Source organism: Actinomycetospora endophytica (assembly GCF_021026375.1).
Taxonomy (GTDB): domain Bacteria; phylum Actinomycetota; class Actinomycetes; order Mycobacteriales; family Pseudonocardiaceae; genus Actinomycetospora; species Actinomycetospora endophytica.
In genome coordinates this window covers 1,122,327-1,134,357 of the sequence record NZ_JAJNDB010000001.1, presented here as the reverse complement: position 1 = coordinate 1,134,357, position 12,031 = coordinate 1,122,327, and the positions used below count along the sequence as shown (strand labels likewise).

Genomic DNA, 12,031 nt, shown 5'->3' with positions numbered 1-12,031 from the left:
CGCCCGGCCGCCGAGTCAGCGATGGTCCGGTGCTGACATCTGACGTGCGGACGGCGCCACCCACACGCCGAGGCCGCCGACGTCGTCGAGGGATCTTCGTCCCGACGAGGCCGGCGGCCGGCGAGTACCTTCGTCGCGCGACGGAGGCAGCTGCTCAGCGAGCGGCGTGACGGGGCCGGTCGTCGACCCCGAACGACGAGCCGTACGGCGCGTCCATCTGCGAGCCGAACGAGGCGCTGTCGTCGTCATCGTCACGACGACGACGGCGACCCCCTTCGGCCCGCTGCGGCAGGAGCTCGGAGGCCGGGCGGTCGGAGAACCCGAGGTCGGGCACGTCGCCGGTGCGCGGCGTGTCCAGCGAGTACGAGGGCTCGGACCGGCGCGGCGGCGTCGAGTCGCCGCGGGGATCCACCGGGCCGTGCGGTCCGGTGCCCGGAAGGTTGCCCTCGCCGACCCACTTCGCCTCCTGGGCGATGCGGTAGGTCTGGCAGGGCCACGACGCCGTCTCACCGTTGACGTTGCGGCAGGCGCCGCAGCGCCCGCCGCCGTCGGGCACGTGCTCGGTGAGCACCCGCTGATAGACGTCAGGCATCTCGGACATCACCAGGGCCATCGACATGTGTCTGGCCTCCTCATTCCTGGTTCGTCGTCGGCGGTTCGGGGCCGCCGGCCGGATCAGGGCAGAACCTGGACCTCGTCGTTCACCTGCAGGTAGTCGAAGAACGCCTTGGAGTCGTCGTCACCGAGGTGCACGCAGCCCGCGGAGGCGCGCTGCAGGCTGCCGCCGTGGAAGGCGTCGCCCGGGGCAAAGAACACCGAGTAGGGCATCGGCGCGTGGTTGTACTCGCGCGAGTGGTGGAACTGGTCCTTCCACATGACGTGGAAGACCCCCTGCGGGGTCTCGTTGCCGGGACCGCCGGTGGTGACCGTGATCGGACCCCGGGTCACGTTGCCCTTGCCGTCGGTCAGCCACGCCTTCTGCTGAGAGATCGAGACGCAAGCCTTGGCGGCAGCCTCACAGGGCGCCTTCGCCGCCGGGCCGGTCGCGGGCGCCGGAGCGGGAGCGGCCGGGGCGGGAGCGGGGGCCGGCGCAGCGAGCGCGGGCACCGCGGCCTGGAGCACACCGGCACCGATGGCGCCGCCCATGAGGACGGCGCGCGCGAGGCGGCGTTCGGAGTGCTTCTGATGACGACCCAACTCGTGTCCTTCCCCAATGGATCATGACGCGGTGGCCCCGTTGTGTGAGGCGGTGATGACGATACGTCTCGGTCAGGTCACCGATGGCGATCGGCTGCATCACGGTGAGTCGTCGTGGGGTCGGTCACGGCGTGTGTTCACGAGATCCACACGCGGCGTGTCGTGGCGCGCTGACCTGCACCGTTGGCCTATTCGGGGGTGCCCGAGGCGTCGTTTCGTCCATGGTTGCTCGGCGTGGGGATGGTCGTTGCGTGACCGAAGAAACGAGCAGGTCGATGCCGGTGCCCGACCTGTCCGGATCCGCTCCAGCCATCCGGGCCTGGCCCGCGCGCCGAGTGGAGCATGGAGTGCGCCGAGTGGAGCATCTGGTCGTGGGCGCTACGCTCCCGTGCCAGCGGGCCTCTAGCTCAATGGGCAGAGCATCGGACTTTTAATCCGCTGGTTGTGGGTTCGAGTCCCACGGGGCCCACCCTCTCCGCACCGCGCCGCCGGCTATCGGGGCTGGCCGAAGTCGGACAGGACGCGTTCCAGGGGCGCGGGATCGACGGCCACGTCGCCCGAGAAGGGGTGGTCGATCGCGACCGCGACGAACATGAGCACGCCGATCAACGCTGTCAGGCTCGCCGTCATCAGCGTGTGGAGCACGGTGCTGCTCAGGGCGAAGATCATGGTGAAGCCGATGGTCACGACCGCGCCGACGACCAGGGCGATCCACAGCACCGAGGGGACGCCCTGCTCGACGAAGTCCACGCGCTGCGAGCGAGCGGTGACCAGATCGTTGAACCGGTCGGCCTCGATGCCCTGGTACTGCTGCTGGCTGGGTGTCCCGACCGGCAGGTTCGCCAGGGTCTGCGAGGTCTCGTCGATGATGTGGGTGACCTCCGGGGAGCCGGGTTCTCCTCGGGCCATCGCCGGCCACTCCGTCTCCACCACCGCGGCGGCGTAGCGGCGGACGGTGTCGTGCAGCTCCTCACGCACCTGCGGCGGAAAGGCGCCGCTGTCGCGGTAGATGGTGCGCAGGGCGCTGGCCTCGTCGCCGACGACCTGCTCGGCATGGCTGAAGTTCTCCCAGCTGACGATGACGACGAAGGCCAGCAGCACCGCATAGATCACTCCGACCACGGCGATGATGAATCCGGCGACCTCGTTCTGCTCCCCGTCGCGCAGGACTGGCCAGCGTCGTCGCATGCCGATCTGGAGCCCGACGACCACGGCGGGAGGCACCACGATCAACAGGATTCCGCTCAGCCAGATCGGCAGGCCGGTCATTCCACGACATTGTCAGAGTGTGGACGGGAATTCGACCGCGCGTACAAACGGTAGCGATCAGAATACTGTTCGGCACCTTTCGGTCACATCTTGTCCTGCGCCACGGCCGGCTGCTCGAATTGGTCGTCGATCGGCCGGCGTCCGGATCACGAGGGGCGACCCGCCGGCCAGGGATCGGGGGTGGCACGTGCGATCGTCGAACCCTCGGGGAGCCGACGTGGTGATCATCGGCGCGGGACCGTCCGGCCTGTACGCCGCGGTCGAGCTGGCGCGCCGCGGTGTCGCGGCCCGGATTCTGGAACGCCTCCCGGAACCGCATCACGAGACCCGGGCCACCTCGATCCAACCGGGGACACTCGAGCTGCTGGCCCGCTCCGGGATGGCCGACGAGGTGCGGGCCGCGTCGGTGCACGTGAAGTGCGCCCGGGTCGTCGACGCGGACCTCGGGCTCGTCGGCGAGATGCCCTATGCCGACCTCGACTGTGCCTGGCCGTTCCAGTGCAGCCTGCCCCAGTGGCGCACGGAGCAGATCCTGGCCGAGCGGCTCGCCGAGCTCGGTGGTGTGGTCGAGCGCGGGGTCGCGGTCACGTCCATGGAGGAGCGCGACGACGGGGTGCTGATCCGGCTGGAGCAGGCCGACGGGACCTCGACCTTGGTCGAGGCCACCTGGGTCGTCGGCGCCGGCGGTGCCCACAGCGTCATGCGGGAATCGATGGACGAGACCCTGGAGGGCTTCACCTATCCGGGCACGGTGCTGGCGGCGAACATCGGCGCGCGCTGCGACCTGGCGCGCGATGCCTCGAACCTGGTCGCCACTCCGGAGGGCTTCGTGCTGCTCGTGCCGCTGCCGGACGAGCGCTGGCTCACGTTCGTCGGCGACCTCGACGACGACGAGTCGGCACGCCTGGCGCACGCGACGCCGTCCGCGGTCGTCGCACCCGCGATTCGTCGGCGCATCACCGGCGACGTCGAGGTGGAGGACGTCGGCTGGGCGACGTCGTTCCACATGCACCAGCGGGTTGTCCCACGCCTGGCCGAGGGCCGTCGGTTCCTCCTCGGCGATGCCGGGCACCTGTCGAGCCCGTTCGGCGGTGAGGGCCTGAACTCCGCTCTGCACGACGCCCTGGACATCGCGTGGAAGCTCGCGCTCACGACACGCGGGCACGCGCGACCGGCCCTGGTGGAGAGCTTCGCGATCGAACGCCTCGCCGCCGACCACCATGTGCTCGACGTGTCCCAGAAGGTCGACGGGATGGCCCGATCGGCGGTGGAGGCGGCTCGCACCGGCGTTCGCCCGAGCCCGGCGACCCCCGCCCAACGGGCGGCGCTGACCCGGGCACGCTGCCTGCTCGACGTCTCGTACGCCGGCAGCCCGATCGTCGGGGAGCACCTGGGGCCGGGAGTGGACACGCTCCCTGCGCCGGGTCCGGGCGAGCGCTTCCCCAATCGCGCCACCCTGAACGGCACGGCGCACCAGCTCCTGGTCTCCGGCACCGCGGACACCGAGGGGCTCGAGCGCCTGGACCGTCGCTGGCGTGGGCTGGTCGACGTCGTCCACGGCACGGGCGCTCCGCAGGCCCCGTCGGGTGCGCTGCTGGTGCGGCCGGACGGGCACGTCGGCTTCCGCGCCGCACCCGCCGACGCGGCCGGGCTCGCCGCACTCGACACCTTCCTCGACTCCTACCTTGTTCCCTAGCGGCCCGTCCGGGGCCCGCCTACGTCCCGGCCTCGGCCGGGATCCGACCCGACGCGATCGCCTGCACCAGCTGCTGGTGGTCGCGCTCGTTCTGATCGGCATACGCGTCGGCGAAGTCCCGGACGGCCACGTCGAACGCGTCGCTGCTCCCGAGATAGGCGGCCAGGGCGATCCGGTCGCCGGTGCGGGCGTGAGCACGGGCGAGGGCCCAGGCGCAGACCTCCCCGTAGGCCCGCATGCCCTCCGGAATCATCGCGTCGATGTCCGCGGATGCCTTCCAGTCCCGCAGTTGGCGCACGTAGAAGTCACGCGCCGAGTCGTCGAGACCGTCCGCGCGGACCCAGCCGAGGAAGATGTCGCTCGCGGCCTGCATCAGCCGTTGCCCGACCACGACCCGCTGACCCGAGTTCCCGAACTCGCTGGCCCCGACGAACTCCTCCAGGACCGACGGTCCGGCTTCCTTCGCCTGCAGGAACAGCGGGTCCCCGCCGTCGTCACCGAGCAGCAGCAGCATCCACGCGCGGGTGCCGACGCTGCCCACCCCGACCACCTTGCGTGCGATGTCGACGAGCCGGTACTGATCCAGCAGCACCCGGCGCTCGGCCTCGAGCGTGTCGCGATAGGTGAGCAGGATCCGGCGTATCTGCTGCTCGAGCGCGTCGAGATCGATCGCGCCGTCGGTCAGGTCACGCAGCGGCACGATGAGCGGCGGGTCCGCGTTGAGGCGCGCGACGCCCTTCCGGATCTCGGCGAAGCGGCCGAGCGCCCCGAGATTGTCGTTGGTGCGCGCCTTCCTGGTGGCGCGTTCGAACCTCTTGCGCTCGGTCCCGCCGAGGCGGACGCGGGTGAGCGACGGGACGGTGGTCTCGTCCGCGCGGGCGTACCAGACGTCCAACGTGTCCATGCCGGCGAAACCACGCATCGCGCGCCGGTACGCCGCCACTGTCGCGACGACGATCGCTCGGCGTTCCTTGGACGAGAAGTCCTTGTTCCTGGCCGCGATCTCCATGCTCGTCGCCAGCCGCTTGACGTCCCACTCCCAGGGACCGGGCAGCGTCTCGTCGAAATCGTTGATGTCGAAGACGAGATTGCGTTCCGGCGACGCGAACATCCCGAAGTTGGCCAGGTGGGCGTCACCGCAGGCCTGCACCGTCAGCCCGGATCCGGGCGTTCTCGCCAGATCGCTGGCCATCGGCAGCGCGGCGCCGCGGAAGAAGGCGAACGCCGAGGCGGCCATCCGGCCGTAGCGGATCGGCAGGAGCTCGGGGGCGCGGGTCAGCCCCTGACGCTCCAGCAGAGCCAGCGGATCGGGCCGGTCGGGGCCCGTCGTGAACTCGGCGTGGCTGGATCGCGGTGCCTCCGCCCGGGCGGCCTTGCCGCGCTTGACCCGCTCCTCGCGGTCGGGGCGCGCGTCGGGCTCGGCCGAGGGGCGGCTGCGTCGGGCGGTCGTCGTGTCAGCCATCGACGGTCTCTCCTGCGTCGCGGATGCAGCCCCGACGAGACGGGGCGCGGGGCCACCGTCGCGCGGCGCCGCCGCCGGGGCATCGTCCGGAGCGGATGACTGCGTGGGTGGTCGGCCGAGAACCCCTCACGCCGCCATGTCGGCCTCGACCACGAGACGGTCGGCGAGCAGGCCCACCTGCGCACCGGTGACCAGCAGGCGCTCGCGATGCATCCGGAGGTGCGTGCTGCAGAAGACGAGCTCTCCGCCGCGGGGGAAGCTCGCGAGGTATCGGCCGAGTCCGCCGCAGCGATCACATCGCTCGGAGCGCTGCCGCGGTCGGTCGGGGAATGCGGTCATGACGGTCGCCTCTCTTCGAGCTGTTCGAGTGAGGCTCAAGGCTGCGCCGGGCGCCCGACGACGGGGATGGGGTGCTCCCTCCGCCGACGGGGGCCAACCCCCGTTCTCGCCCGACCACGCACGATCAGGGAGCTGAGATCCACGAGACCCACGACGCACCGACGACGATCGTGAGCAGAGCTAAGCTTCCGGTGATGAGAACGGCCGTCGGGGGTCGCGCAGGCGCGGCCCAGCTCACCCTGGGGCTCGGCTGCCTGACGGTGTTCATGGCCAACCTGGACACCACGATCCTCAACGTCGCGCTCCCGACGATGGGGCACGAGCTGGGCGCCGCCACCAGCGGGCTGCAGTGGACGGTGAACGCCTACGTCCTCGCGCGGGCGGGCTCGCTCTTCGTCTGCGCCTCGCTCGGCGACCGCTTCGGGCACCGCCGGATCTGGGTGCTCGGGCTGATCCTGTTCGGCGCCGGGTCGTTGGCCTGCGGGCTCGCGCCGAACCTCGGCGCCATGATCGGGTTCCGCGTGGTGCAATCGCTGGGCGGAGCGCTGATGACCCCCGCGACGCTCGCCATGCTGGCCCACGCCTACCCCTCGGGACCGGCCCGCGCACAGGCCCTCGGGATCTGGTCGGCGAGCACCGGGATCGCGATGGGGCTCGGCCCGGTGGTGGGCGGCCTGCTCGTCGACTCGGTCGGCTGGCGGTCGGTGTTCATGGTGAACGTGCCGATCGTCGTCGTCGCCCTGGCCTCCTGGCGGCTGGTCACCGACGGCGCGCGGCCCGCGACCCCGCCCCGGCTCGACCTGCTCGGCCAGACCGCCATCATCGCGGCGCTCTTCCCGCTGACCTACGCACTCATCACGGCACCGGAGCGGGGATGGACCTCGCCGCTGACGCTGTCGCTGATCGGGGTCTCGGTCCTGGCCGGCGCCTCGTTCGTGGCGATCGAACGCCGCTCGAGCCACCCGTTGCTCGACCTCGACGACTTCCGTCGGCCCGCGCTGCTCGGCGCGATCGCCCTCGCGATCGCCGCGTTCGTCACGCTCGGTGGCTTCCTGTTCTTCAACACGCTGTGGCTGCAGGAGGTCCGGGGCCTCTCCGCGCTGCAGGCCGGCCTGTTGACCGCGCCCGCCACCCTCAGCTCGTTCCTGCTCTCGCCGACCGCCGGCCGCATCGTCGGGAGGATCGGGCCGCGGGTGCCGGCGACGGCGGGTGCGACGTGCCTCGCCGCGGCGACGGCGTGGATGGCGCTGACGGTGTCGACCGCGGGCCCCGTCTGGGACGTGATCCCCGGGTACGTGCTGCTCGGGATCGGGTTGGGTCTGACGAACACGCCCGTGAACACGATCGCGGTCTCGTCGATGCCGGCCGACCGCTCCGGGGTGGCCGGGGCGATCGCCACGACCTCGCGGCAGGTCGGGAGCAACCTCGGCGTCGCCCTGCTGGGCACGATCGTCTTCTCCGGGACCTTCGTGCCGGGACTGAACCACGCCTACGGCCTCGCCGCGGTGGTCTCCGTGCTCGCCGCGGGCTTCGCCTGGTGGGCGCTGCGCACCGGGCAGCGGGCCGGCTCGACGCCGTAGATCCGGCCCCCTCGCCCGGTTAGCATGACCGACCCGTCGCATCGGATGAGGCAGGAGCGCGCCATGAACGGAGATCAGGGCTCGTCGGAGGGCCTGCCCGGGTTCGGCGACATCCCGGGCATCGGCGCCTGGCTCCCGGCCCTCATCATCCCGGCCGCGCTCGCGGTCGTCGTCCTCGTCGTCTGGGACACCCCGGTGGGCGCGATCCTGGTCTTCCTCGCGGGTGCGCTGCTGGTGGTGGCCATCGCGACCCTGCGCCGCTCGCCCGAGCGCACGCCCGGCGAGGACCGCACCGGCTGAGCGACCCCGCAACGCCATGACATCGGGTGGTCCGTTCACCCCGATCGTTGGCCGTGACGACGATCAACGGCTCGCGCGTGATCTGCTCGCGCCCGGCCGAATGTTGACGCTCGTCGGGGCTGCAGGCGCCGGCAAGACCCGGCTCGCGCTCGCCGTGGCCATGGCCGAGACAGACGCTCTCGTCATCGACCTCGCCACCGTGTCCGACCCGAGAGGGCTGCTCCCGGCAGTCGCCGACGCCGCCGGACTCGGCGATGGCGGGGCCCGTCCCCTGCTCGAGATCGTCGGCGACTACCTGCACGACCGCGCGCCGCTGCTCGTCCTGGACAACCTCGAGCACCTGGTGGACGCGGCCGACGACGTCAGCGCACTGATCGGTCGGTCTGGGCGCACACGGGTGCTCGGTACCAGCCGCACTCCGCTGCGCATCCCTGGTGAGCGGCTCGTGCCGGTCGAGCCTCTTGCCGTTCCCGACGTCGAGGGTCCGCTCGACCCGGATCCGATGGGACGGATCGCCGCCGTGGCGCTGTTCGTCGAACGCGTGCGTGACCGGGACCCGTCGTTCGCGCTCTCCGCGCAGAACGCCCTGGTCGTCGCCGAGATCTGTGTGGCGCTCGACGGGCTGCCGCTCGCTCTCGAACTGGCTGCGGCGCACGTGCGCGGCTACGGCCTCGACGACGTCCTCGCGAGGGCCGACGGACGGCTCGAACTGTTCGGTACTCCCCGCGGAGTGGTCCCCCGACATCGCTCGTTGGGCGCGGCCCTCGACTGGAGTCTCGACCTGCTCGATCCCAGCACCCGAGGGGTCTTCGCCGATCTGTCGGTGTTCCCCGGAGGGTGCGACGCAAGAGCGGCCGAAGCGGTGTCCGGACGTGGCGCCGTGCGCGGCCTCGGCGAACTGGTCGACCATTCGTTGCTCCGCGCCGTGTCGGTGGGCACCGGGATGCGCTACGCGATGCTCGCCACGGTCCGGGAGTCCGCCGTCGACCTCCTCGAGCAGTCGGGGCGTCGGCGAGTGGTCGACGAGGCCTACCGGGACTGGGCAGAAACTGTTGCGACAGAGGTCGGGAGGGCGTTCGGCACGACTGATGAAGCCTTCCGCCTCGATCGCGCCGAGGCCGAGCACACCAACCTCCGACGGGCGTTGGACGCAGCCCCGACCGCCGACCCGCGCGCCCTTCGGACCGCCACGGAGCTGGCCTGGTTCTGGGATGTGCGCGGTCATCTGGTCGAAGGATGTGCGCATCTGGAGCGGCTGTTGGACACCCCGGTCGCCGAGCCCGCACTGGAGGCGGCCGCCCGGGATGCGCTCGGGCGTCTCATCCTCGCCCGGGGCGATCACGACGCCGGGGCACGCCAGCTGCGCGCCGCGGTCGCTCTCTGTCAGAAGGTCGGCGACGACGTGGCCGCAGGCTGGTCGCTCGCCTCGCTGGCGTTGGGGTCGGTCTGGGCCGGGCACGCGCCTGCCGCGTTGCCGTTGGCGGAGGACGCGGTACGACTCATCGGGTCGGTGTCCGGCCGGGTCCGGGGCAGGACCCTGTGCGCGCTGGCCGTAGCCCTGGGCCTCTCCGGTCGGACGGCGGAGTCCGACGTTGCGTTCGACAAGTCGCTCGACGTGTTCCCGACCGACGGCGGTGACTGGGTACGCGGGCGCACCCTGCAGTTGCGCGGATGGGTCGCCTACCAGGCCGGCGACCTCTCCAGCGCCCACGCGCTGGCGGAGAGGGCGCGCGTCCTGCTCGACGGCATCGGTGATCGACGGGTCGTCGCCGACTGTCTGGACGTCCTCGGTCTCGTCGCGGTCCGTCATGAGCCGGCCGCCGCCCCGGCCCGGTTCGCGGCGGCGAACGGGCTGCGCGCCGCTGCCGGGATCCGGCGTCAGCCCTATCTCGAGCAGGAGATCCGAGCAACAGTCCTCCCGGAGGCCGGGGCGGCGGGTCTCACCCCGCGCGAAGCCCAGGTTGCGCGGCTGATCACCGAGGGGATGACCAACGCGGCGATCGGTCGACGGTTGGGGATCAGTGAGCGGACCGCGGAGCGCCACGCCGAGAACATCCGCGCCAAGTTGGGTGTCGGGAGCCGTACGCAGATCGCGGCGTGGGTAGCCGGCCGCGCCGACACCCATGACCTCCCGGCACGAGGTGGCGGGTTTCCCGGATAACGGTCGGCGCGGTGAGCGGCTGGGCTGGACCCATGACCACAACAGCTACCCCCGCCGGACCTCGGACCGCGACGATTCCCGAGGTCGGTCATCTCATCGATGGGCTCCAGGTCTTCCGCGACCTGCGTGACGTGCACGATCCGGGCCGTCTCGACGAGGTCGTCGCCCGGGTCGCGGCGGGCGGCTCGGAGGACGTCGAGCGCGCCGTCACGGCTGCGCACCGGGCGTTCCCGGGCTGGCGCGACACCCCGGTCCCGGAACGGATCCGGAGGTTGACGGCGGCAGCGGAGACGCTGGGAGCGAGCGGTGAGGAGCTCGCCCCGCTGCTGGTCCGGGAGCACGGTGGCCTGCTCCACGAGGCAGAGTCGGACTTCGGGGTGGGCACCGGAGTCCTGCGGCACACCCTGAGCGTCGTCGAGGACGTCCTCGGCGTGGTGGCGTACGACGACGAGCGGGGCTCTATCACCATCGAGAAGGTGCCTCGTGGCGTCGCGGTGGCGATCGTGCCCTGGAACATGCCGATCACCCTCGCGATGCTCAAGCTGGCTCCGGCGCTCGCCACCGGCAACACCCTCGTCGTCAAACCCTCGCCCTCCGCGCCGGCCGCATTGACCCTGGCGCTGTCCCGCATGGTCGATCATCTGCCCTCGGGAGTGCTGGGCGTCGTACACGGAGGCGCCGACGTCGGTGACGCGCTGTGTCGCCACCCCCTTGTGCGCAAGGTCAGTTTCACCGGTGGCACCACCGCCGGTCGGAGGATCATCGAGTCGGCTGCGCCGGGGATCACCGATCTCACGTTGGAGCTCGGCGGCAACGATCCGGCCCTCGTCCTCGACGACGCCGATCCGGATCTCACCGTGGATCGCATGGTCCCGGGGGTCTTCATGCGCTCCGGGCAGGTCTGCTTCGCCGTGAAGAGGGTCTATGTCCCGCGACGGATGTATGCGCGGTTCGCTGATGCCTTCTGCGACCGGGTCGACCAGTACGCGGTCGGACACGGCCTGAACCCTGCGTCTAGCTTCGGACCGCTGGGCAACGAGGCCCAGCACCGGAGGGTCACCGATCTCCTCCGCCGCACCGCCGCCTCGTCGGCCCGAGTGATCGAGCGGGGGAGCAAGGTCGATGAGTCCGGCTGGGACAACGGGTACTACGTGCTCCCGCACGTCGTGCTCGACGCCGACCACGACGCTCCGATCTCGCGGGAGGAGCAGTTCGGGCCGCTGGTCCCGCTCATCGCGTACGACGACGAGGAGCAGGCACTGGCGTGGGTGAACGACAGCGAGCACGGCCTGGCGTCGTCGGTCTGGTGCGCCGACCCCGAGCGCGGGCTCGCGATGGCACGACGTGTGGAGGCCGGCAGCACGTTCGTCAACACGCACTCCTTCGAATCGCTCGATCCGCGTATGCCCTTCGGCGGGATCAAGTGCAGCGGCATCGGTCGTGAGTGCGGGGACGCCGGGATGGCCGGGTACGTCGAGGCCCACGCCATCCGACACCTCCAGTAGCGCTCGGAGCCGGGATGCCTCGCTACGAACTGACCACCGATCACGAACTCAGCCGTGCCCAGAAGGACGTGCTCGCTCGGGAGATCACCGCCGTGCACACCACCGTCACCGGTGCGCCGTCGGCCCTGGTCCACGTGATCTTCTGGACGACCGGTATCGGGAACGCCTATGTCGACGGAGCGCCGCGGCAGGGCACGTACCTGCAGGGGTGGGTCCGCGCGGGCCGGCGGTCGGAAACGACCACCCTGTTGCTCGGTGAGCTTGCGGCGGCCGTCGTCCGGAGCACCGGCGCGGACGCGGCGACCGTGACCGTCGCGCTCCGCGAGACCCCGACCGCGTTGGTGCTCGAAGGCGGCCGCACCGTCGGGGCCCCGGGCGCCGAGGACCCGTGGTTCGCGGATCGGTGGGGGAGTCGGTAGGACGCAGGCTCAGCTGTAGCGCCCCGCACCGAGGTGCGGGTTGACCGTGGCGTCGGGGATCAGGGCCTTGGTGAACACCGCGGTCGAGAGGCCCCCCTCTGGT

General features: G+C 71.4%; 11 protein-coding genes and 1 tRNA gene. 7 read left to right on the top strand and 5 right to left on the bottom strand.

Features of this window, described 5'->3' with window-relative positions:
- Positions 1-154: 154 nt before the first annotated feature.
- Positions 155-619: a hypothetical protein gene (locus LQ327_RS05590; protein ID WP_230730524.1), complete on the bottom strand. Its 465-nt coding sequence runs from the start codon at positions 617-619 to the stop codon at positions 155-157.
- 56 nt (positions 620-675) lie between these two features.
- Positions 676-1,197: a L,D-transpeptidase gene (locus LQ327_RS05585; RefSeq protein ID WP_230730523.1), complete on the bottom strand. Its 522-nt coding sequence runs from the start codon at positions 1,195-1,197 to the stop codon at positions 676-678.
- Positions 1,198-1,593: 396 nt separating this feature from the next.
- Between LQ327_RS05585 and LQ327_RS05580 the strand changes: the two genes are divergently transcribed.
- Positions 1,594-1,666: transfer RNA gene (locus LQ327_RS05580), tRNA-Lys, on the top strand.
- A gap of 23 nt (positions 1,667-1,689) precedes the next feature.
- Here LQ327_RS05580 and LQ327_RS05575 read toward each other — a convergent pair.
- On the bottom strand, positions 1,690-2,466 hold the full coding sequence (locus LQ327_RS05575) for a bestrophin-like domain (protein WP_230730522.1): 777 nt from the start codon (positions 2,464-2,466) through the stop codon (positions 1,690-1,692).
- 217 nt (positions 2,467-2,683) lie between these two features.
- Here LQ327_RS05575 and LQ327_RS05570 point away from each other — a divergent pair, with 217 nt between their 5' ends.
- Positions 2,684-4,162 carry an FAD-dependent monooxygenase gene (locus LQ327_RS05570; RefSeq protein WP_230730521.1) on the top strand — a complete coding sequence of 493 codons (1,479 nt, stop codon included), beginning with the start codon at positions 2,684-2,686 and terminating at the stop codon, positions 4,160-4,162.
- Positions 4,163-4,181: 19 nt separating this feature from the next.
- Here LQ327_RS05570 and LQ327_RS05565 read toward each other — a convergent pair whose 3' ends face one another.
- Entirely contained in the window at positions 4,182-5,624 is a 1,443-nt protein-coding gene (locus LQ327_RS05565; protein WP_230730520.1) for a DUF2252 domain-containing protein, read from the bottom strand.
- A gap of 126 nt (positions 5,625-5,750) precedes the next feature.
- Positions 5,751-5,963, bottom strand: coding sequence for a DUF7455 domain-containing protein (locus tag LQ327_RS05560; protein ID WP_230730519.1), 213 nt, complete (start codon positions 5,961-5,963; stop codon positions 5,751-5,753).
- Between the two features lie 194 nt (positions 5,964-6,157).
- Between LQ327_RS05560 and LQ327_RS05555 the strand changes: the two genes are divergently transcribed.
- From LQ327_RS05555 to LQ327_RS05535, 5 genes are all read left to right on the top strand, one after another.
- Complete coding sequence (locus tag LQ327_RS05555) at positions 6,158-7,543, top strand: DHA2 family efflux MFS transporter permease subunit (protein ID WP_230730518.1); 1,386 nt, start codon at positions 6,158-6,160, stop codon at positions 7,541-7,543.
- Between the two features lie 63 nt (positions 7,544-7,606).
- Positions 7,607-7,843, top strand: coding sequence for a hypothetical protein (locus tag LQ327_RS05550; RefSeq protein ID WP_230730517.1), 237 nt, complete (start codon positions 7,607-7,609; stop codon positions 7,841-7,843).
- 16 nt (positions 7,844-7,859) lie between these two features.
- Positions 7,860-10,004 (top strand): ATP-binding protein, encoded by a 2,145-nt coding sequence (locus LQ327_RS05545; RefSeq protein WP_308286253.1) that lies wholly within the window; start codon positions 7,860-7,862, stop codon positions 10,002-10,004.
- Between the two features lie 32 nt (positions 10,005-10,036).
- Positions 10,037-11,509, top strand: a complete 1,473-nt coding sequence (locus tag LQ327_RS05540; RefSeq protein WP_230730515.1) for an aldehyde dehydrogenase family protein — start codon at positions 10,037-10,039, stop codon at positions 11,507-11,509.
- Between the two features lie 14 nt (positions 11,510-11,523).
- Positions 11,524-11,928 carry a tautomerase family protein gene (locus tag LQ327_RS05535; RefSeq protein ID WP_230730514.1) on the top strand — a complete coding sequence of 135 codons (405 nt, stop codon included), beginning with the start codon at positions 11,524-11,526 and terminating at the stop codon, positions 11,926-11,928.
- The last annotated feature ends 103 nt before the right edge of the window (positions 11,929-12,031 follow it).